The organism is Arthrobacter sp. Hor0625 (genome assembly GCF_052567525.1).
This window is the reverse complement of record NZ_CP199586.1, coordinates 3,138,134-3,158,907: the sequence shown is the minus strand read 5'-3', so window position 1 is coordinate 3,158,907 and position 20,774 is coordinate 3,138,134. Positions and strand designations below refer to the sequence as shown.

Sequence of the window (20,774 nt, the reverse complement as noted above, 5' to 3'; positions counted from 1 at the left end):
CGGGAAGGCTCCCTCGGTTGAGGGGGCCTTCCCGCCGCCGCCGGGAGGAGGTTACTGCCATGGACGGGATCACCGGCGCAATCGGCAACAACTGGTGGATGGTTTTCCCGCTGGGCGCCCTGCTCATCCACTGGACCCGGTCCGGAGTGCGGACCGCCGGACGCGGCCACCGCCGCAGGCAGGCCCGACGGCGGGTCCGCGCCGACCGCGCCAGGGCCGCCGTCCCGGACCCGGGGGAGCTGCGCAGGCTTATCGACGCCCACGAGGCGGTCAACCGCCGGTGGCTCGACTACGAGTTGGACGTCGGCAAACTCATCGACTTTCCCCTCATGACTGACGTCCGGGAACCGCTCACCGTCGCCTTCCTTCGAGCCAAGCGGGACGCCGACGGGCTGCGCCCCGAGGACGCGGCGCAACCTCCGACCCCTGCACACCTGGCCGAATACCGGGCCGCGGTCCGCAGCTTTGAGGTGGCGTTCGACGTCGCGGAGCGGGAAGCGCGCCGCATCAGGGACAGCCACTTCGCCGGGCCCGAGCGGGAGCGGCTCGCCACAGCGCGGAAGCTGCTGCGGATCGCGGCCGATGCTGCCGCCACCCCGGCCGAACGGCAGGCCGCCTACCGCCGGGTGCGGCGTGAACTGGATGGCCTGATTGCCCTGCCGGATGCAGCGCGCGCCGCGCTTGATCAGGGGGCGGCGGGCAGGCTCGGAGGCGCGCCGCCCCCTGCGCCGCCCGCCTGAGCCGGGACCGCCTGCCGGCCGGCGCCTTGTTTTGCCCAGCCCCCGCTGGCACGTACGATCTATAAGGTTTCAGGACAGCTTTGGTGAACCGCACAGGTGAACCGGCCAAACAGCCGGTGAACAGTGATAGACAAGGCCGCCACGGGGAATGAGACTGCTGACCGTCGACTCTGCAGATTGGGCAACAGGTGGAAATCACCGTCATGGTGGCGCTAGTCATATCGCTGGCGCTGTTCTTCGACTTCACTAACGGGTTTCACGACACCGCCAACGCGATGGCCACGCCCATCGCGACCGGTGCGATCAAGCCGAAAACGGCCGTCGCCCTTGCGGCGGTGCTGAACCTGGTGGGGGCCTTCCTCTCCACCGAGGTGGCAAAAACCGTCTCCGGCGGCATCATCCGCGAAGGCTCCGACGGCATCCAGATCACGCCGGCCATCATCTTCGCCGGCCTGATGGGCGCCATCCTGTGGAACATGATCACCTGGCTGAAGGGCCTGCCGTCGAGTTCCTCGCACGCGCTCTTCGGCGGCCTGATCGGGGCGGCCATCGCCGGCATCGGCCTGCACTCGGTGAACTTCGCCTCGGTGCTGCAGAAGGTGCTCCTGCCCGCCGTCTTCGCGCCCGTCATCGCCGCCGCCGTCGCCTACGTGTGCACCCGGCTGGCCTACGCCCTCACCTCCCGGCACGACCCGGAAACCGGCAGCAAGCTGACGCAGAAGCGCGGCGGGTTCCGCACCGGACAGATCTTCACCTCCAGCCTCGTCGCCCTCGCCCACGGCACCAACGACGCACAGAAGACCATGGGCATCATCACCCTGGTGCTCATCTCCGCCGGCAGCCAGGAACCCGGCTCGGGCCCGCAGCTCTGGGTCATCGCCGCCTGCGCCCTGGCGATCGCGATCGGCACCTACTCCGGCGGCTGGCGCATCATCCGGACCATGGGATCCGGCCTCACCGACGTCAAGCCCGCCCAGGGCTTCGCGGCCGAAACCAGCACCGCCGCCGCGATCCTCGCCTCGTCCCACCTGGGCTTCGCCCTCTCCACCACGCACGTCGCCTCCGGCTCGGTCATCGGCTCTGGCATGGGCCGCCGCGGCACCACCGTCCGCTGGGGCACCGCCGGCAAGATCGTCACCGGGTGGCTGTTCACGCTGCCGGCCGCCGGAATCGTCGGGGCCCTGACCGCCCTGCTGGTCAGCACCGGCACGGTCGGCTTCATCATCGCCGCGGTCGCCGGAACGGCCGCCGTCATCTACATGTTCGTCGCGTCCCGGAAATCGCACGTCGGGCACCACAACGCCGTCGAGGTCGAGGAGGCCGGCCAGGCCATCCGCTTCGCCAAGAAGAAGGCGGCTGCGGTCAGCCGCACCAACAACTCCAAGGGTGGCCGGAAATGAAGTGGCTTGAACTCGTCCAGGTAGCGGGAGCAACCCTCGCCGCGGCCGTCACCGTCACCGTGCTCTACGCCCTCGGGGTCCGGCTTACCGCCATCGCCGGGGACGCCCGGACCACCCAGCCGGGCTGGGTCCGACCGCTGTCCTACGTCTGCTTCGGCCTGTGCGGCGTGGCGGTCCTCTTCGGGCTCTACCTGATCATTCCGTACTTCAGCAAGTAACGGCCCGCCGCGTCCGTCCACTGGGAAAGCCCGCACCGAATGGCTACGCTGGGCCCATGCCCGGTTTCCAGTACTTCGTAGGGTCCTCGCTGGACGGCTTCATCGCCACCGCCGACGACCGGCTCGACTGGCTGCTTCAGTTCGACGGCTTCGAGGGCGGCGAGGAGAGCTACAACGCCTTCATGGCCGACGTCGGCGCCGTCGTGATGGGCGGGGAGACCTACGCCTGGCTCCGCAACCACGAGAGCGACTGGCCGTACCCCGGCATCCCGTGCTGGGTCTTCACGCACCATGAACTCGCAGCCCCGGCGGGCAGCGACATCACCTTCGTGCGCGGGCCCGTGACCGAGTTCGCAGAAGACCTGAGGCGCGACGCCGGCAGCCGGAACGTCTGGGTGGTCGGCGGCGGCGTCCTGGCCGCGCAGTTCGCCGACACCGGCCTGCTGACCGAACTGATCGTCTCGGTGGTCCCGGTGGTGCTGGGCTCCGGCAAGCCGCTGCTTCCGCTGGCCCGCCCGACGGCGCCGCTGGAACTCCTCGGGTGCCGGGCCATGGGCCGCGGCGTCGTCGAACTGCGCTACCGGCTCGGCTGACGCGCGCAACCGCCGGTGCGGCCGACCCAGGCCGGCGGGGTGCCGGGGGACTACTCCGCGGGGATATCCCGCAGCAGGTTCGTGATCCGTGCAGTGGAGAGCCGGCGGCCCTGCTCGTCGGTCATCACGATCTCATGCGTGGTGAGGGTGCGGCCCAGGTGGATGGCGGTGCAGGTCCCGGTCACGGTGCCGGAGGACACCGCACGGTGGTGGGTCGCGCCGACGTCGATCCCCAGCGCCTGCCGACCCGGACCGGCGTGCATGCCGGCGGCGAACGAACCGAGCGTCTCGGCCAGCACCACGTGGGCGCCGCCGTGCAGGATGCCGGCCACCTGCGTGTTGCCTTCGACCGGCATGGTGGCGACCGTCCGTTCCGGACTCATCTCCAGGAACTGGATCCCCATCTTCACCACCAGGGCGCCCACACCCATCCGGCCCAGCCAGCCATGCAGCTCCGCCGGGACACCGGCCGCTTCCAGCTCGGCGGCGAACGGGGCGGGCGTGAAATTGTCGACCATGGCAACTAGGCTGGCACCTGTGAGCGAAACTACCAAACCGGCACCCTCCCTTTCCGCAACGGACCTTCTCCCGGCCTCCGGCCCCGACACACTGCCGGCCGATCCGCCCGCCACGAAGTCCAGCCGGGCCGCCGCGCACGTCTCCGCCACCGAGGCGCCCGTGATACCGCTCACCGACCAGCCGCGCCTGCTGGTGCTGGATGGACACTCCATGGCGTTCCGGGCCTTCTTCGCCCTGCCCGCGGACAAGTTCTCCACCTCCACCGGGCAGCACACCAACGCCGTCCACGGCTTCACCTCCATGCTGATCAACCTGATCAAGGAGCAGAAGCCCACCCACGTGGCCGTCGCGTTCGACGTCTCCGATGACACCACGCACCGCAAAGCGGAGTACGACGGCTACAAGGGCGGCCGCAACGAGACCCCCCGCGAAATGAGCGGCCAGATCGACCTGATCGACAAGGTCATGGGCGCGTGGGGCATCAAGACCATCAAGATGCCCGGCTGGGAAGCCGACGACATCCTCGCCACCCTCGCCGCCAAGGGCGAAGAGGCCGGGTATGAGGTCCTGCTCGTGTCCGGCGACCGGGACACGTTCCAGCTCATCACGGACAACGTCTTCGTGCTCTACCCCCGAAAGGGCGTCAGCGACATCCCGCGGATGGACGCGGACGCCATCCAGGAAAAGTACTTCGTCAGCCCGGCCCGGTACTCGGACCTCGCCGCCCTGGTGGGGGAGACGGCCGACAACCTTCCCGGCGTTCCCGGCGTCGGGCCCAAGACCGCGGCCAAGTGGATCAACCTCTACGGCGGGCTCGAGGGCGTGCTGGAACACCTCGACTCCATCGGCGGGAAGGTCGGGGACGCGCTCCGCGACAACCTCGAAAACGTCAAGCGCAACCGCCGGCTCAACCGGCTCCGCACCGACCTCGACCTGCCCGTCAGCCTCGAGGACCTGGCCGATCCCCGGCCGGACCAGGCCGCGCTGGAGGAGCTGTTCGACACGCTCGAGTTCAAGACCATCCGGACCCGCCTCTTCGCCCTGTACGGCAGTGAAACCCCGGAAGCTGAACGCGAAAGCATCGATACCCCGGACTATGTGACCCCGGCGGACGCCGCCGCCCTGGAGGAATTCCTCGCCGCCGGCGCCGGGAAGCGGTCCGCCGTCGCCGTTGACCTGGTGCCGGGCAGGATCGGCGAGGACGCCGCCGCCGTCGCCATCGTGCGGGATGACGCCGCCGCCTACATCGACCTCGCCACCCAGGACGCCGCCGCCGAGAACGTGCTGGCCGCCTGGCTGCGGGACCCCGGCGCGGCCAAGGTGATGCACGGCTTCAAGGCCGCCCTGAAGGCGCTGTCCGCCCGCGGCCTGGAACTGGACGGCGTCGTGGACGACACCTCGATCTCCGGCTACCTCATCCAGCCGGACCGCCGCAGCTACGAACTCGCGGAGCTGGCGCAGCACCACCTGAACATTGCCGTGTCGGCGGAGGCCGCGAAAGCCGGCCAGCTTGAGCTGGCGTTCGACGGCGACGACGCGGCCGCCGCCGGCGCGCTGGTCCACGTGGCCGCCGTCGTCCGGGAACTGAGCCGCTATTTCGAGACCGAGCTGCAGGAGCGCGGGGCGCAGGACCTGCTGACCACCCTCGAGCTGCCGGTCAGCCGGGTGCTCGCCGACATGGAGCTGGCAGGTATCGCCATCGACATGGAACGCATGGACGAGCAGCTCGCGGACCTGGCCAAGGTCATCGACAACGCCAAGGAACAGGCATTTGCCGCGATCGGGCACGAAGTGAACCTCGGTTCGCCCAAGCAGCTGCAGACCGTCCTCTTCGAGGAGCTCGGGCTGCCGAAGACCAAGAAGATCAAGTCCGGGTACACCACGGACGCGGCATCGCTGAAGAACCTGCTGGAGAAAACCGGCCACGAGTTCCTGGTCCAGCTGATGGCGCACCGGGAGTCCTCCAAGCTGCGGCAGATGCTGGAGTCGCTGAAGAAGTCCGTAGCGGCCGACGGGCGGATCCACACCACCTATGCCCAGAACGTCGCAGCCACCGGCCGGATCTCCTCGAACAACCCCAACCTGCAGAACATCCCCATCCGCAGCGAGGAAGGCCGCCGGGTCCGGGGCATCTTCGTGGTCAGCGAAGGCTACGAATGCCTGCTGTCCGCCGACTATTCGCAGATCGAAATGCGGATCATGGCGCACCTGTCCGGCGACGCCGGGCTGATCCAGGCCTACAAGGACGGCGAAGACCTGCACCGGTTCGTGGGCTCGAACATCTTCCACGTCCCCACCGACCAGGTCACCAGTGCCATGCGCTCCAAGGTCAAGGCCATGTCCTACGGCCTCGCCTACGGACTGACCTCCTTCGGCCTGTCCAAGCAGCTCGAAATCTCCGTCGATGAGGCGCGGACGCTGATGAAGGACTACTTCGACCGGTTCGGCGCGGTGCGCGACTACCTGCGCGGCGTCGTCGACCAGGCCAGGATCGACGGGTACACCGCCACAATCGAGGGCCGCCGCCGCTACCTGCCGGACCTGACCAGCAGCGACCGCCAGCTGCGGGAGAACGCCGAGCGGGTCGCGCTGAACTCTCCGATCCAGGGTTCGGCCGCGGACATCATCAAGCGGGCCATGCTCGGCGTGGCGGGCGCCCTGGCGGACCAGGGCCTCAAATCCCGCATGCTGCTCCAGGTCCATGATGAACTGGTCCTCGAAGTCGCCGAGGGCGAACGCGAGGCTGTGGAGAAGCTCGTCACGGAGCAAATGGGCGCCGCGGCGCAGCTCTCCGTTCCGCTGGAGGTCCAGATCGGCATCGGGTCCAGCTGGTTCGAGGCCGGGCACTAGGCAGCCCGCCTTCGGGCCGTTCACGTTAGCAGCACATCCAGGGGGAGAAGCACGTGCCAGACCAGTACAAAATCCGACGGTTCAAGCCCTCCGCCAAGGACGACCCGGCGTACCCGGAAGCCGTGGCGTGGATGCGCGCGGTCGCGTTCGGGTTCCACGACGCCCGACGCAGTGACGAGCGGGTGGACCGCGGCATCGAGATGCAGCGCGTCGACGGACGGGTGATGACCGGCGTGTACCAGACCGGCCCGGTGCCGGAGCACTCGCTCGGGGCTGAGATCCCGGTGGCGACCTTCGGCACCATGGACAAGACGCTGAATATCGGCTTCGGCCGGCTGCTGGAGACCCGGCTCGTCACCGCCGTGACCGTGCGCACCTCGCACCGCCGCCGCGGGCTGCTGCGCCGCATGATGGCCGAGGACCTGGCGCTGGCCCGAACGGAGGGCCTGGCCATGGCGGCCCTGACCGCCTCCGAGGCCTCCATCTACGGCCGGTTCGGCTTTGGCGTGGCAACCTCGGAACAGTCGATCAAGGTGGACACGGGCGCGCGTTTCGTCCTTAACCACACCCCGACCGGCCGGGTGGAGGTCGCCGACCCCAAGGTCCTGCTGGAGCTCGCGCCGGCCGTCTTCGACCGGCTGCACCGCTGCACGCCCGGCTCCGTCGACCGGCACGAGTTCTACCGGCAGTTCGCCTCGGGGTCCGTCAGCCGGGACGACGGCGAAGACCCCAAGGTCAAGGTTGCCCTGTACTACGGGCCCGACGGCGGCGTGGACGGTTACGTGTCCTACAAGTTCGGCGGCTGGTCCAGCACCCCGCACACCATGGAGATCGTCGACCTTGTAGCGGCCACGCACGCCGCCTACCTTGAACTTTGGCAGTACCTTGGCGCCATTGACCTCGTCGAACGCGTCACCTGGGAAGAAGCGCCCGTGGACGACCCGCTGCCCTGGGCGCTCACTGACCCGCGCTGCGTCGACGCGTCGGAGGCCCGGGACATGTTGTGGCTGCGGATCCTCGACGTTCGCAAGGCGCTGGAGGCCCGCCACTACCCGCGCGACGGACGGCTGGTCCTCAAGGTGTCCGACCCGCTGGGCCTGACCGGCGGAACGTTCGCACTCGATGTCTCCGGCGGCGCCGCCGTCGTCAGCGACGCCGAAGGCACCGCCGCCGACCTCGAACTGGATGTGGCCGTGCTGTCGTCGATCTACCTCGGCGGCGTGCACCCCGTGACGCTCGCCGCGTCCGGGCGCATCCGTGAGACCGCACCCGGGGCCGCGTTCACCGCCGCGGGCATGTTCGCCGTCGAACGCCCGGCGCACTGCCTGACGCACTTCTAGAACGGGCGCCCGGGCAGGCCGACCGGCCCCGTTGCGCTTTGACCGGGGTTGTCGTATACGACTAGACTAAACGGGCGTGTACTACGTGCGCGCAACCAAATCCACAAATCAGGATGACCCGGCGGATCGCCTTTGATCCGCCGTGTTCTACGCGGGCGTCGCCGACGCCGGTGCAGCGGTTGGCCTGACCGACTAACTATCCACAACGGAGCCCCTACTACATGACCATCACCTCCACCGAGAAGTCCGGTACCCCTGTCGTCGCGATTAACGACATCGGGTCCGCCGAGGACTTCCTCGCAGCCGTCGACGCCACCATCAAGTACTTCAACGACGGGGACCTCGTCGAAGGTACCGTCGTCAAGGTCGACCGCGACGAAGTTCTGCTCGACATCGGTTACAAGACCGAAGGTGTCATTCCCTCCCGCGAGCTTTCCATCAAGCACGACGTTGATCCCGGAGACGTTGTCTCCGTCGGCGATCAGGTCGAAGCCCTGGTGCTCACCAAGGAAGACAAAGAAGGCCGCCTGATCCTCTCCAAGAAGCGTGCTCAGTACGAGCGTGCCTGGGGCGACATCGAGAAGGTCAAGGAAGAAGACGGCGTCGTCACCGGTACCGTCATCGAGGTTGTCAAGGGTGGTCTTATCCTCGACATCGGCCTGCGCGGCTTCCTGCCCGCATCCCTCGTCGAGATGCGCCGTGTGCGCGACCTTGCTCCGTACATCGGTCAGCAGATCGAAGCCAAGATCATCGAGCTGGACAAGAACCGCAACAACGTTGTGCTGTCCCGCCGTGCCTGGCTCGAGCAGACCCAGTCCGAGGTCCGCTCCACGTTCCTCAACAAGCTGGAAAAGGGCCAGGTCCGTCCCGGCGTCGTTTCCTCCATCGTCAACTTCGGTGCCTTCGTGGACCTGGGCGGCGTAGACGGCCTGGTTCACGTTTCCGAGCTGTCCTGGAAGCACATCGACCACCCGTCCGAGGTTGTCGAAGTTGGCCAGGAAGTCACCGTCGAGGTTCTCGAGGTCGACCTGGACCGCGAGCGCGTCTCCCTGTCGCTCAAGGCTACGCAGGAAGATCCGTGGCAGACCTTCGCCCGCACCCACGCCCTCGGCCAGGTTGTTCCGGGTAAGGTCACCAAGCTCGTTCCGTTCGGCGCGTTCGTCCGCGTTGAAGACGGCATCGAAGGCCTGGTCCACATCTCCGAGCTCGCCGTGCGCCACGTTGAGCTGGCCGAGCAGGTTGTCTCCGTTGGCGACGAGCTGTTCGTCAAGGTCATCGACATCGACCTCGAGCGCCGCCGCATCTCGCTGTCCCTCAAGCAGGCCAACGAGGGCGTCGACGCCGACAGCACCGAATTCGATCCGGCACTCTACGGCATGGCCGCCGAGTACGACGAAGAGGGCAACTACAAGTACCCGGAGGGCTTCGATCCGGAGTCCAACGAGTGGCTTGAAGGCTACGAGACGCAGCGCGCCACCTGGGAGCAGCAGTACGCCGACGCCCAGGCACGTTGGGAAGCCCACAAGAAGCAGGTCGTCCAGCACGCTGCCGACGACGCTGCCGCTGCAACGTCGGGCGAGAGCGACTCCGGCACCACCAGCTACTCCTCCGAGCCGGCCGCAACCGAGTCCGGTGCAGGCACGCTTGCTTCGGATGAGGCTCTTGCCGCTCTGCGCGAGAAGCTGACCGGCAACTAATTGCCACCGGCCCGGGTCGCCCCGGGCCACCCACTGCGGGTCCCTGCCAAGTGCAGGGGCCCGCAGTGGTTTAAGCAGAGGTACTTTTCTGGCCCGCGGGGCGTCGCCGCGGGCCCGGGGTGCCCTGTCGCGGGCAGGCCTGATCAGGGCTGGTGGACATGCCCGTTCTTCGGGTCGAGGGCTGGGCATAACCGGTTATGCCCGGTGGCCCGGCCCAGGACCGGGCATGTCCGTTCGGGGGCCGGGGTGTGTTGGGCTGTTCAGGTGATGTGCCTGCGGCACATGCCCGTTCTTCAGACCGAGGGCTGGGCATAACCTGTTATGCCCAGTGGTCCGACCCAGGACCGGGCATGTCCGTTCGGGGGCCAGGGTGTGTTGGGCTGTTCAGGTGATGTGCCTGCGGGACATGCCCGTTCTTCAGACCGAGGGCTGGGCATAACCTGTTATGCCCAGTGGTCCGACCCAGGACCGGGCATGCCCGGCTCCCGGAGGCGTGGTTTGTCAGTTAGCCGGGCCGAGGATCCGGTCGGTGGCCGCATCCGGGATTCCGCCGAAGTATTTGTCCAGGATCTCCTGGAACACGGGCTCGTCCGGCGCCGCCCGCAAGAAGAGGGTCGACGACGAGTGCAGCTTGCGTGCGTCAATGCCGCCGAAGATCTGCTCGGCGCTTCTGCCGTCCACGTCGAGCACCGCGCGGCAGCACTGCACGAGCCGGGGACCGAGAACAGGGTGGCCAAGGTAGGCCCGGGCCTCGTCCACCGAGGAAATGGCGAACCGGCGGGAGGTTGCGCTCTGACCGAGGCCGGCGATCTGCGGAAAAACGAACCACATCCAGTGGCTGCGCTTGGAACCTGCCTTGAGCTCCGACAGGGCCTGGCCGTACGTCCCGCCGGATTCCTGGGCGTCGACGAACCGGGACAGCTCGAACGGGTCATCCATCTGGGTCTTCCCTTCGGTTGGCTGGTGCTGGTGCCGCCGACGACGTGCCTGCCGGCGGGAAGGTTCACTCCTATCCAAGCACGGCCGCCAAAGTGCTGCGAGCATGACCGCGGGGACGGGCCCGGGTCGGGCCAGGGTGATCCGGGCAGTGACGCGCCGGCCGGCGGCGGTGAGCTCGGCGCCTGCGGAGCGCAGCAGGGCCTGCGCGGCCTGGTTGCCTGCGGCTGTGTCCGCGACCAGCAGCCCGGCACCCAGCGCGGCGGCTTCAGCCTTGACCAGCAGCAGCGCCGGAACGCCGATGCCGCGGCCGCGGAACTCGCGGCCCAGCCAGATCCCGGTCTCCACAACGCCGCCAGGGCCACACAGGTCCGACACCCGCCGAAGCCGGACCGACCCGGCCACGGCACCGCCGGCCGTGACCGCCAGGTCTTCTCCCGCGCCGGTCCGTCGAGTCCGGAGGCGGCGCGGTGGTACGACCGGAACCAGCCGATCCACTCCGGGTTCCAGCCCGCGTCCGATCCAAGCCGCGGGGTGACCTCATCGGCGTCGGCGTCGTGCACGGCCAGCGCCAGGAGTCGTTCCAGCACCAAGGGCGTGACCTCCGTCAGCGCCACCCCGGAATCCGGTTCACTCGGACCCGGCATCAACCCACTCCGTTCCGCCGAGCACCAGGGCAGCGCTGCCCGCGGTCAAGGCCGCGAGCCGCGCAGCCGCTTGCTCGACCTCAGCCGGGTCGTCCGGCAGCGCCAGGCGAAGGACGGCGGACTCGGCGGCGTAGTCGGTTCCTGTCACCAGGAAACCGGAGGCCCGCAGTTCGTTCTCCAGCCTGCCCGCGGACGCGTGCGGCACCCGGACCGTGCACAGCCGCAGCCGGCGGCGGCGGACCAGCGGTGCGGCCTCCAGCGCGGAGGACACCGAATCGGAGTAGGCCCGGACCAGGCCTCCGGCGCCCAGCAGGATTCCGCCGAAATAGCGGACGACGACGGCGGTGATGTCGCTGAGGTCGGTCACGCCGGGGGCGGTTTCGCGTTTGAGCAGGGCCTCCAGCATCGGCAGCCCGGCCGTGCCGGAGGGTTCGCCGTCGTCGCTGGAGCGCTGCACCCCGCGGTCCGGCCCCAGCACGAAGGCCGAGCAGTGGTGCCTCGCGTCGTGGAATTCCTTGCGCAGCGCGCTGACCAGGGACCGGGCGCTGTCCTCGTCCGGGGTGCGCCGCAGCACCGTGATGAAACGGGAACGCTTGATCTCCAGTTCGTGGCGGAAGCCGTCCCCGGCGGCCAGCGTGGTGTACGCGGTGGTCCTGCTTTCGGGAGAAACCGCATCGACTGGCACCGCTTCAGTCTAGTCTGGTGGGGTGTTGAAGATCGGGTTGACGGGCGGCATCGCCTCGGGGAAGTCAGTAGTGGCCGCGCGGCTGCAGGAGCTGGGCGCCGTGCTAGTCGACGCCGACGCACTCGCCCGTGAGGTCGTCGAGCCGGGCACCCCCGGGCTGGCCCGGGTGGTGGAAGCCTTCAGTTCCGCCGTGCTGGGCCCGGACGGGCGCCTCGACCGTCCCCGCCTCGGCGCGCTGGTGTTCGGCAACCCCGAACGGCTCGCCGTGCTCAACGGGATCATCCACCCGCTGGTACGTGAACGCGCCTCCGCCATCGCCGCCGCCGCGCCCCGGGGCGCCGTCGTCGTGCAGGACATTCCGCTCCTCGTCGAGACCGGGCAGGGAGCCAGCTTCCACCTGGTGCTCGTCGTGGACGCGCCCGACGAGGTCCGCGTGCGGCGCATGGTGGAGCACCGGAAGATGACCGAAGAGCAGGCCCGGGCCCGGATGGCCGCCCAGGCCACGCGCGAGGACCGGCTGGCGGCTGCCGACGTGGTGCTGGACAACTCCGGCACGAAGGACGAACTGCGCGACGCCGTGGACCTGCTGTGGCGCAGCCGGCTGCTGCCCTTCGCCGAGAACCTCGCCAAGCGCCGGGTCGCCCCGCGCCCCGGCGGTCCGGTGCTCCGACCGGCGGACCCGCGCTGGCCCGCCCAGGCCGCCAGGCTGGCCGGCCGCCTGCTGGCGCTCGCGCCGGAGGAATTCCTCGCCGTGGACCACATCGGCTCCACCGCCGTCCCGGGCCTGGACGCCAAGGACGTGCTCGACCTGCAGCTGACGGTCCGGGACCTGGCGACGGCGGACCGGCTGGAGCCGCTGCTGGCCGCAGCCGGTTACCCCCGCTGGCCCGGCATCGGCCCGGACAACCCCAAACCCGGGCACCCGGACCCGGCCGAGTGGGACAAGCGCGTGCACGGCAGCGCCGACCCCGGCCGCGCCGTCAACCTACACGTCCGCGCGGCCGGGTCGCCGGGCTGGCGCTACGCGCTGTGCTTCCGGGACTGGCTGCGCGACGACGCCGAAGCCCGCGGGGCCTACCTCGCCGAAAAACTCCGGGCGGCGCGGCGGCACGGCGTGGACAAGTCCACTGCCGGCTACGCCGCCGACAAAGAAGCCTGGTTCACGGCCTACGCCGCCCCGCGGATGGAGGACTGGGCGCGTCGCACCGGCTGGCAGCCGCCGTCGTACGCCGCCGGCGGCGGGCCGGGTACCGCCCAAAGCTGAATCGGGGTTTCCTGTCGGCGGCCGGCGGTAGATTAGATGCATGAGCCTTGCCCAGGAAATCAACCGTGTCGTGGCGCCCTTCGAAGTCATCAGCGAGTTCAAACCCGCCGGTGACCAGCCCGCCGCGATCGCGGAGCTGACCGAGCGGATCAAGAACGGCGAAAAGGACGTGGTGCTCCTCGGCGCCACCGGTACCGGCAAGAGCGCGACGACGGCGTGGCTGATCGAGCAGGTCCAGCGGCCCACCCTCGTGATGGTCCAGAACAAGACCCTCGCCGCGCAGCTGGCCAACGAATTCCGCGAGCTGCTGCCCAACAACGCCGTCGAGTACTTCGTCTCGTACTACGACTACTACCAGCCCGAGGCCTACGTGGCGCAGACGGACACGTTCATCGAAAAGGACTCCTCCATCAACGAGGAAGTCGAACGGCTCCGGCACTCCGCCACCAACGCCCTGCTGACCCGGCGCGACGTCGTCGTGGTCGCCACCGTCTCCTGCATCTACGGCCTCGGTACCCCCGAAGAGTACATCGCCGGGATGGTGACACTCCGCCGCGGCGCCGAAATGAACCGCGACGACCTGCTCCGGAAGTTCGTCGCCATGCAGTACGCCCGCAACGACATGGACTTCCACCGCGGCACCTTCCGGGTGCGCGGCGACACGGTGGAAATTATCCCGATGTACGAAGAGCTCGCCATCCGGATTGAGTTCTTCGGCGACGAGATCGAAAACATCCAGACCCTGCACCCGCTCACCGGCGAGGTCCTGCGCGAGGAAGAGGAAATGTACGTTTTCCCGGCCTCGCACTACGTCGCCGGACCGGACCGCATGGCCCGGGCCATCAAACGGATCGAAGACGAACTGGCGGACCGGCTCAAGGTCCTGGAGAGCCAGAACAAGCTCGTCGAGGCCCAGCGGCTCCGGATGCGCACCACCTACGATCTCGAGATGATGCAGCAGATGGGCTTCTGCAACGGCATCGAGAACTACTCCTCGCACATCGACGGGCGCGAGCCCGGCAGCGCCCCGCACTGCCTCCTGGACTACTTCCCGGATGACTTCCTGCTCGTGATCGACGAGTCCCACGTCACCGTGCCCCAGATCGGCGCGATGTACGAAGGGGACATGTCGCGCAAGCGGAACCTGGTCGACTTCGGCTTCCGGCTGCCCTCAGCGATGGACAACCGCCCGCTCAAATGGGACGAGTTCCTGCAGCGCGTCGGGCAGACCGTGTACCTCTCCGCGACACCGGGCAAGTACGAGCTGGGCAAGGCCGACGGGTTCGTCCAGCAGATCATCCGCCCGACCGGCCTGATCGACCCCGAGGTGATCGTCAAACCCACCAAGGGCCAGATCGACGACCTGCTGGGCGAGATCAAGACCCGCACCGAGCGGAACGAGCGCGTCCTGGTCACCACCCTGACCAAACGGATGGCGGAGGACCTCACCGACTACCTGCTGGGCCACGGGGTGAAGGTCGAATACCTGCACTCCGACGTGGACACGCTGCGGCGCGTGGAGCTGCTCCGCGAACTCCGGATGGGCGTGTTCGACGTCCTGGTCGGCATCAACCTGCTGCGTGAAGGCCTGGACCTTCCCGAAGTGTCGCTGGTGAGCATCCTCGACGCGGACAAGGAAGGCTTCCTGCGCTCGGCCACCTCGCTGATCCAGACCATCGGCCGCGCGGCCCGTAACGTGTCCGGCGAGGTCCACATGTACGCGGACCGGATCACCGATTCCATGGCCCAGGCGATCGACGAGACGAACCGCCGCCGCGCCATCCAGGTGGCCTACAACAAGGAGCACGGCATCGACCCGCAGCCGCTGCGGAAGAAGATCGCCGACATCACCGACCAACTGGCCAAGGAGGACGCGGACACCCGCGAACTGCTGGCCAGCGCGGGCAAGGCGCGCGGCAAGGGCAAGGGCGGCTCCAAGGTCCGCTCCGATGGCCTCGCCGCGGCCCCGGCCGAGGACCTCGTGGGACTCATCGAGCAGCTCACCGAACAGATGCACGCCGCGGCCGGGGAACTGCAGTTCGAGCTCGCCGCACGGCTCCGGGACGAGGTCGGAGAACTCAAGAAGGAGTTGCGCCAGATGCAGTCGGCCGGGCACGCCTGAGGTAAAGTGGACACCACGTAGGGGAGTATCCCGAGCGCTACGATCGTCAACACGCATGGCACAGACGCCCTGCCGGGCGTAGCGGGCAGCGCAGCGGCACCTGATGGCATCGGCCCGGGGCGGCGGCTTGGCCGGAGAGACTTACACCGCTCAGTCGTACCCTGCGAAAGGTAACTTCGTGCCCGAACTTCCCGTCTGGTTCGAGATCGGCTCCTTTGTCGTTCTCGGCATCATCCTCGCCATCGACCTGCTCCTGGTCGTGAAGCGCCCGCATGAGCCGTCCATGAAGGAAGCAGGCCTCTGGGTCTCCTTCTACATCGCGTTGGCCCTGGTCTTCGCCGGCGCCATGTTCGCCTTCACCGGCCCCGAGTACGGCGGCCAGTTCATCGCCGGCTGGGTGACGGAATACAGCCTCAGCATCGACAACCTGTTCGTCTTCATCATCATCATGGCCCGCTTCTCGGTACCGCGTAAGTACCAGCAGGAAGTGCTGATGGTCGGCATCATCATTGCCCTGATCCTGCGCGGCATCTTCATCCTGCTGGGCGCGATCGTGATCGAGCAGTTCAGCTGGGTCTTCTACATCTTCGGCGCCTTCCTGCTCTGGACCGCGTGGAAGCAGGCCCAGGACGAGGGCGAGGACGAGGAAGACCGGGAGAACCCGCTGATCGCCCGGATCCGGCGCGTCCTGCCGATGTCGGAGAAGTTCGACGGCGGCAAGCTGCGCACCGAGGTCGACGGCAAGAAGGTCTTCACCCCGATGGTGATCGTCTTCGTCACCATCGGCATGACCGACCTGCTCTTCGCAGTCGACTCCATCCCGGCCATCTTCGGCCTCACCCAGAGCGCGTTCATTGTCTTCACCGCCAACATCTTCGCCCTGATGGGCCTGCGCCAGCTGTACTTCCTGCTCGGCGGCCTGATGAGCCGGCTGATCTACCTCAAGCACGCCCTGTCGGTCATCCTGGCCTTCATCGGCGTCAAGCTGGTGCTGCACGCCATGCACGTCAACGAACTGCCCTTCATCAACGGCGGCCGGCACATCGAGTGGGCCCCCGAGATCCCCACGTTCGTCTCGCTCGCGGTCATCATCGGCACGATCATCATTGCCGTGATCGCCAGCCTGGTCAGCTCCAAGGCGTCCAAGGCCAAGCTGGACGCCCGGCTCGAGGAAGACTCCCGCAAGAGCCTGACCGACGCCGAGTAGCGCCGGAGCCTCAAACACCACTGCCCGGAGAAGCGAACGCTTCCCCGGGCAGTGGTGTTTCCGGACCCCTCAGTCGGACTGGGAGCGCGCCATGTTGAGCAGGCGGCCAAAGATCGCCTCGCCGTCGTCCGCGATGCCGTCGTGGTGGAACGCGGCCGTCTCCCACACCTGCAGTCCGCGGACGGCCGCGGCGGTTTCGAGCGACAGGTCACGGTCGACGTAAATGTCGTCGCTGTACACCGCGGCCGCGGCCGGGACGGCGTTCTGTGCGAGCCGTTCGGGGTCGTACAGCGGCTTCCAGTCGTCCTTCTCCGCGAGCAGCTGCGCGACGGGCCGCAGCGGGGCCAGGGCCGGGTCCTGTTCGAAGTACCAGGGGTACACCATCTCGCCGGTGAGCAGCGGGGCGGGAACGTCCGGCCGGAACTCAGGGTGGTCCTGCAACACCCGCAGGGCTGCCCAGTCGGTGGCCTCGCCCTGCCCGTAGATGGATTCATGCATCAGCGCGTACAGCGGGTTCGCGGCCCGCGAAACCAAGGCCCGGACCTGCTCCAGGAAACTGTCGGAGAGCCGGTCGCCGTCGGGGGTGCCGACGAACGCGTCCTCGAGTAGGTGGTGCAGGGCGTCGACCCGGGTGTTGCCGCCCAGGAAGGAGCCCACCATCTGGAACCGTTCGACGGTCAGCCGGCTGCCGTCCGGCAAATGCTCGGGCGTCTCGCGCAGGTGCCGGGCGATCCGGTTGACCGCCTCCCGGTCCTGCGGGTACCAGCCGAAGTATTCCGCGTTGCGCGCAGCCACCCGGCGGAACGTCGCCTGGTAGACACGGTCCGCGGGACCGTCCAGCGGGGCGAGGCCGCCGGTGATCAGCACCTCGCGGAGCCCATCGGGGGCGAAGGAGAGGTAGCTGAGCGCGCAGAAACCGCCGTAGCTTTGCCCGTACACGGTCCAGGGGGCCGCGCCAAGAGTGCGCCGGATGGATTCCGCGTCGGCCACGATCGAGTCGGCCCGGAAGTGTTCGAGGTACCGGGCCTGGTCCTGTTCGTTGCCGCGCAGCGGCAGGGTATTGCGGTCGATGGGGGAGGACAGGCCGGTGCCGCGCTGGTCCAGCATGAGGATCCGGAAGTCCCGGGCCGCGGCCTTGCTCCAGCCGCCCAGGGCGGGGAAGCGGTTGCCGCGGCCGCCGGGCCCGCCCTGCAGGTATAGCAGCCAGGGCAGCTCGGCGGCGGCCTCCTCGCTGTGGTCGGCGGAGACGTACTCCCGGGCGAAGACGGTGATCGTCTCGCCGTCCCCACCGAAGTGGTCCAGCGGGAGCTCGAAGTAGTGTTCGGCGGTCCGCATGCCGCGGTAGTCGTGCCGCGCCTTGACCACGTGGCCGGCGGCGCCGCCCGGACCGGCAGCACCCGGCTGAGCCGGCCCCGGTTCGGCCACGGCGGACTCGGCGACGGCGGGCTCAGCCACGGGCGTCGGCCGTGCGGGCGCCGCCGAAGGCATCCAGCGCATCGCCGGTAAGCCGGAAGGTGGACCAGCCGTTCATCGGGGCGGCGCCGAGGCTGCGGTAGAACCCGATCGACGGTTCGTTCCAGTCCAGCACGCTCCACTCCACCCGGGCGTACCCGCGTTCGACGGCGGTTGCGGCCAGGTGCTGCAGCAGCGCCCGGCCGTGTCCGGCGCCCCGGGCCTCGGGCATGACGTAGAGGTCTTCGAGGTAGATCCCGTGCACGCCCTCCCAGGTGGAGTAGTTCAGGAACCACATGGCGAAGCCCTGGACGTCGCCGGCCTCGTTCTCGGCCATGGTGGCGTAGACGCGCGGGTTCTCGCCAAAGAGCACCTCGGTAAGCATTTCCGGGGTGTTCCGGACGGCGTCCGGCTCCTTCTCGTAAACGGCGAGGTCATGGATCATGCGCAGGATGGCGGGGACGTCGGAGACGGTAGCCGGGCGGATTACACTCATGGTCGCCAGTTTACTGGCACGCCGGGCCGTACCGCGGCTACAGCCGGTTCACGGCCGTCACTGTGACGACGGCTGTGCCCGTCTCGTCCGAGGCGGCCAGATCCACCTCGGCGGAGATGCCCCAGTCGTGGTTGCCGGCCGGGTCGTCGAAGATCTGCCGGACCTTCCACGTGCCGGGCTCCTCGGTGATGATCAGCAGCCCGGGCCCGCGGGCGTCCGGCCCGGTGCCGATGTCGCCGTGCTCCTCGAAATAGTCGTCCAGGGCGTCTTCCCAGCGGTCGGCGTCCCAGCCGGAGGCGCCGTCGAGCTCCCCGAGGGCGGTGGCGGCCTCGTCCGCGAACAGTTCCACCCGGCGGAACATCTCGTTGCGCACCATGACGCGGAAGGCCCGGGTGTTCGAGGTCAGCGACGGCGGCGGGGGCGGTGGGGCATCGTGCGGGGTGGGGGCGGCTCCGGAGGTGAGCTCCTCCCATTCATCCAGCAGGCTGGAGTCGACCTGGCGGACCAGTTCGCCGAGCCAGGCGATGAGGTCCTCAAGGTCCTCGCGCAGCGCATCCTGCGGCACCGTCTGCCGGAGCGCCTTGAAGCCGTCGGCGAGGTAGCGCAGCACGATGCCCTCGGAGCGGGCCAGGCCGTAATACTGGACGAACTCGCCGAAGTTCATGGCCCGCTCGTACATGTCGCGGATGACGGACTTGGGTGCCAGTTCGAAGTCGCCGATCCAGGGTGCGGCTTTGCGGTACACCTCGAAGGCCTCGCCGAGGATCTCCGCGAGCGGCTGCGGGTAACTGACCTCCTCGAGCATCGCCATCCGCTGGTCGTAGTCGATCCCGTCGGCCTTCATCGCCGCGACCGCCTCGCCCCGGGCCTTCTTCTGCTGGGCGGACAGGATCTGCCGCGGCTTCTCGAGCGTGGCTTCGATCACCGAGACGACGTCGAGGGCGTACGACGGCGACTCCGGGTCCAGCAGCTCCAGCGCCGCCAGGGCGAAGGGGGAGAGCGGCTGGTTCAGGGCGAAGTTCGGCTGCAGGTGGACGGTGAGCCGGACCGTGCGGCCGTCGGGCCCCTGTTCCTCGGGCGGGATGCGTTCGACGACGCCGGCGGCCAGCAGTTCGCGGTAGATGCCGAGGGCCTTCTTCATCAGCTTCAGCTGGGCGGGGCGTGTCTCATGGTTTTCGGTCAGCAGGCGTCGGGCCGCCGTGAACGGGTCACCCGGGCGCTCCATCAGGTTCATCAGCATCGCGTGGGTCACGGTGAAGCTGGACACCAGCGGGTCCGGCACGGACTCCACCAGCCGCTGGTACGTGGGTTCGCCCCAGGACACAAAGCCCTCGGGCGGCTTCTTCTTGACCACCTGCCGCAGCTTCTTCTGGTCGTCACCGAACTTGGCCGTCGCCTTGGCCATGGCCTTGACGTTTTCGATCACGTGCTCGGGCGCCTGCACGACGACGGTGCCCGCCGTGTCGTAGCCGGCCCGGCCGGCCCGCCCGGAGATCTGGTGGAACTCGCGCGGGTTCAGCAGGCGGGTGCGGACGCCGTCGTACTTGCTCAGCGCGGTCAGGAGCACGGTGCGGATGGGCACGTTGATGCCCACACCCAGGGTGTCAGTGCCGCAGATGACCTTGAGCAGACCGGCCTGGGCGAGCTGTTCGACGAGCCGGCGGTACTTGGGCAGCATGCCGGCGTGGTGCACGCCGATGCCGTGCCGGACCAGCCGGTTCAGGGTCTTGCCGAAGCCTGCGGCGAAGCGGAACCCGGCGATCAGCTCGGCGATCTTGTCTTTTTCCTCGCGGGTGCAGACGTTGATGCTCATCAGGTTCTGGGCCCGGTCGATCGCTTCGAGCTGGCTGAAGTGCACCACATAGACCGGCACCTGCTTGGTCGAAAGCAGCTCCTCCAGCGTCTCGTGCACGGGGGTCTGCTGGTAGTAGAAGTGCAGCGGAATGGGCCGTTCGGCGGAACTGACGGTCGTCGTCGGGCGCCCGGTCAGTCCGGTGAGGCGCTCCTCGAAGCGGCTCACGTCGCCGAGCGTGGCGGACATCAGCAGGAACTGCGCCTGCGGAAGCTCCAGCAGCGGGACCTGCCAGGCCCAGCCGCGCTGCGGGTCGGAATAGAAGTGGAACTCGTCCATGATGACGGCGCCGAGGTCAGCGGCCGAGCCCTCGCGCAGGGCGATGTTCGCCAGGATTTCCGCGGTGCAGCAGATGATGGGTGCGTCCTGGTTGACGCCCGAGTCGCCGGTGATCATGCCGACGTTCTCGGCGCCGAAGATCTCGCACAGGGCAAAGAACTTCTCCGAGACGAGCGCCTTGATCGGGGCGGTGTAGTAGCTGCGCTGCCCCCGCGCCATGGCCTGGAAGTGTGCCGCGATGGCCACCAGCGACTTACCGGACCCGGTGGGGGTGGCCAGGATGACGTTGGCGCCCGCAGCGAGTTCCATCACGGCCTCGTCCTGCGCCGCGTACAGGGCCAGGCCGCGGGTCTCGGTCCATTCGACAAACCGGGTGTAGAGCTCATCCGGGTCGAGGCCGCTCCTGCCGGAGACTCGGGCGGCCGGGGTGGGAAGCTGATCAACAAGTTTCATTGCCTTCCAGCTTAGTGGTCGGCC

The 20,774-nt window shown here is 68.5% G+C and carries 16 protein-coding genes; 10 read left to right on the top strand and 6 right to left on the bottom strand.

All coding sequences use genetic code 11. The features are described from left to right. Positions 1–59: 59 nt before the first annotated feature. The 4 genes from ACTWLI_RS14490 to ACTWLI_RS14475 all read left to right on the top strand — a co-directional run bounded on the left by ACTWLI_RS14490 (position 60) and on the right by ACTWLI_RS14475 (position 2,951). On the top strand, positions 60–740 hold the full coding sequence (locus tag ACTWLI_RS14490) for a hypothetical protein (protein ID WP_445154470.1): 681 nt from the start codon (positions 60–62) through the stop codon (positions 738–740). Positions 741–928: 188 nt separating this feature from the next. Continuing rightward, complete coding sequence (locus ACTWLI_RS14485; protein WP_445154469.1) at positions 929–2,140, top strand: anion permease; 1,212 nt, start codon at positions 929–931, stop codon at positions 2,138–2,140. Then, the gene (locus ACTWLI_RS14480) at positions 2,137–2,358 is read left to right on the top strand and encodes a hypothetical protein (RefSeq protein WP_445154468.1); all 222 of its coding nucleotides are present in this window, start codon (positions 2,137–2,139) and stop codon (positions 2,356–2,358) included. The genes ACTWLI_RS14485 and ACTWLI_RS14480 overlap by 4 nt, the downstream gene beginning before the upstream one ends. A 56-nt stretch (positions 2,359–2,414) precedes the next feature. Next, positions 2,415–2,951: a dihydrofolate reductase family protein gene (locus tag ACTWLI_RS14475; RefSeq protein ID WP_445154467.1), complete on the top strand. Its 537-nt coding sequence runs from the start codon at positions 2,415–2,417 to the stop codon at positions 2,949–2,951. A gap of 50 nt (positions 2,952–3,001) precedes the next feature. On the opposite strand, the gene ACTWLI_RS14470 is transcribed toward ACTWLI_RS14475, so the two are convergent. Beyond that, positions 3,002–3,469, bottom strand: a complete 468-nt coding sequence (locus ACTWLI_RS14470) for a hotdog fold thioesterase (RefSeq protein ID WP_445154466.1) — start codon at positions 3,467–3,469, stop codon at positions 3,002–3,004. 211 nt (positions 3,470–3,680) lie between these two features. Here ACTWLI_RS14470 and polA point away from each other — a divergent pair, with 211 nt between their 5' ends. From polA to rpsA, 3 genes are all read left to right on the top strand, one after another. Further along, a complete protein-coding gene (gene polA, locus ACTWLI_RS14465) occupies positions 3,681–6,320 on the top strand; it encodes a DNA polymerase I (protein WP_445156201.1) in 2,640 nt (879 codons plus the stop codon). A gap of 53 nt (positions 6,321–6,373) precedes the next feature. After that, complete coding sequence (locus ACTWLI_RS14460; RefSeq protein ID WP_445154465.1) at positions 6,374–7,660, top strand: GNAT family N-acetyltransferase; 1,287 nt, start codon at positions 6,374–6,376, stop codon at positions 7,658–7,660. Positions 7,661–7,881: 221 nt separating this feature from the next. After that, positions 7,882–9,357 (top strand): 30S ribosomal protein S1, encoded by a 1,476-nt coding sequence (gene rpsA, locus ACTWLI_RS14455; RefSeq protein ID WP_056739582.1) that lies wholly within the window; start codon positions 7,882–7,884, stop codon positions 9,355–9,357. Positions 9,358–9,858: 501 nt separating this feature from the next. On the opposite strand, the gene ACTWLI_RS14450 is transcribed toward rpsA, so the two are convergent. Beyond that, positions 9,859–10,671 carry a GNAT family N-acetyltransferase gene (locus ACTWLI_RS14450; RefSeq protein WP_445154464.1) on the bottom strand — a complete coding sequence of 271 codons (813 nt, stop codon included), beginning with the start codon at positions 10,669–10,671 and terminating at the stop codon, positions 9,859–9,861. A 252-nt stretch (positions 10,672–10,923) separates the two neighbouring features. Continuing rightward, positions 10,924–11,625: an IMPACT family protein gene (locus ACTWLI_RS14445; RefSeq protein ID WP_445154463.1), complete on the bottom strand. Its 702-nt coding sequence runs from the start codon at positions 11,623–11,625 to the stop codon at positions 10,924–10,926. 22 nt (positions 11,626–11,647) lie between these two features. On the opposite strand from ACTWLI_RS14445, the gene coaE reads away from it, so the two are divergent. The 3 genes from coaE to ACTWLI_RS14430 all read left to right on the top strand — a co-directional run bounded on the left by coaE (position 11,648) and on the right by ACTWLI_RS14430 (position 16,218). Continuing rightward, on the top strand, positions 11,648–12,889 hold the full coding sequence (coaE, locus tag ACTWLI_RS14440; RefSeq protein WP_445154462.1) for a dephospho-CoA kinase: 1,242 nt from the start codon (positions 11,648–11,650) through the stop codon (positions 12,887–12,889). Positions 12,890–12,929: 40 nt separating this feature from the next. Continuing rightward, on the top strand, positions 12,930–15,011 hold the full coding sequence (uvrB, locus tag ACTWLI_RS14435) for an excinuclease ABC subunit UvrB (protein ID WP_445154461.1): 2,082 nt from the start codon (positions 12,930–12,932) through the stop codon (positions 15,009–15,011). Between the two features lie 178 nt (positions 15,012–15,189). Next, on the top strand, positions 15,190–16,218 hold the full coding sequence (locus tag ACTWLI_RS14430; RefSeq protein WP_445154460.1) for a TerC family protein: 1,029 nt from the start codon (positions 15,190–15,192) through the stop codon (positions 16,216–16,218). Between the two features lie 69 nt (positions 16,219–16,287). Here ACTWLI_RS14430 and ACTWLI_RS14425 read toward each other — a convergent pair whose 3' ends face one another. The 3 genes from ACTWLI_RS14425 to ACTWLI_RS14415 form a co-directional block, all read right to left on the bottom strand. After that, positions 16,288–17,553, bottom strand: coding sequence for an alpha/beta fold hydrolase (locus ACTWLI_RS14425; protein ID WP_445156200.1), 1,266 nt, complete (start codon positions 17,551–17,553; stop codon positions 16,288–16,290). Positions 17,554–17,665: 112 nt separating this feature from the next. After that, a complete protein-coding gene (locus ACTWLI_RS14420) occupies positions 17,666–18,166 on the bottom strand; it encodes a GNAT family N-acetyltransferase (RefSeq protein ID WP_445154459.1) in 501 nt (166 codons plus the stop codon). 37 nt (positions 18,167–18,203) lie between these two features. Next, on the bottom strand, positions 18,204–20,750 hold the full coding sequence (locus ACTWLI_RS14415) for a DEAD/DEAH box helicase (RefSeq protein ID WP_445154458.1): 2,547 nt from the start codon (positions 20,748–20,750) through the stop codon (positions 18,204–18,206). Between the last annotated feature and the right edge of the window lie 24 nt (positions 20,751–20,774).

Bases quoted from the DNA above. Each gene is read 5' to 3' on its own strand.
- ACTWLI_RS14415 (WP_445154458.1), bottom strand. From the start codon at position 20,750: ATGAAACTTGTTGATCAGCTTCCCACCCCGGCCGCCCGAGTCTCCGGC.
- ACTWLI_RS14490 (WP_445154470.1), top strand. From the start codon at position 60: ATGGACGGGATCACCGGCGCAATCGGCAACAACTGGTGGATGGTTTTC.
- rpsA (WP_056739582.1), top strand. From the start codon at position 7,882: ATGACCATCACCTCCACCGAGAAGTCCGGTACCCCTGTCGTCGCGATT.
- ACTWLI_RS14470 (WP_445154466.1), bottom strand. From the start codon at position 3,469: ATGGTCGACAATTTCACGCCCGCCCCGTTCGCCGCCGAGCTGGAAGCG.
- uvrB (WP_445154461.1), top strand. From the start codon at position 12,930: ATGAGCCTTGCCCAGGAAATCAACCGTGTCGTGGCGCCCTTCGAAGTC.
- ACTWLI_RS14480 (WP_445154468.1), top strand. From the start codon at position 2,137: ATGAAGTGGCTTGAACTCGTCCAGGTAGCGGGAGCAACCCTCGCCGCG.
- ACTWLI_RS14475 (WP_445154467.1), top strand. From the start codon at position 2,415: ATGCCCGGTTTCCAGTACTTCGTAGGGTCCTCGCTGGACGGCTTCATC.
- ACTWLI_RS14420 (WP_445154459.1), bottom strand. From the start codon at position 18,166: ATGAGTGTAATCCGCCCGGCTACCGTCTCCGACGTCCCCGCCATCCTG.
- ACTWLI_RS14425 (WP_445156200.1), bottom strand. From the start codon at position 17,553: ATGCGGACCGCCGAACACTACTTCGAGCTCCCGCTGGACCACTTCGGT.
- polA (WP_445156201.1), top strand. From the start codon at position 3,681: ATGGCGTTCCGGGCCTTCTTCGCCCTGCCCGCGGACAAGTTCTCCACC.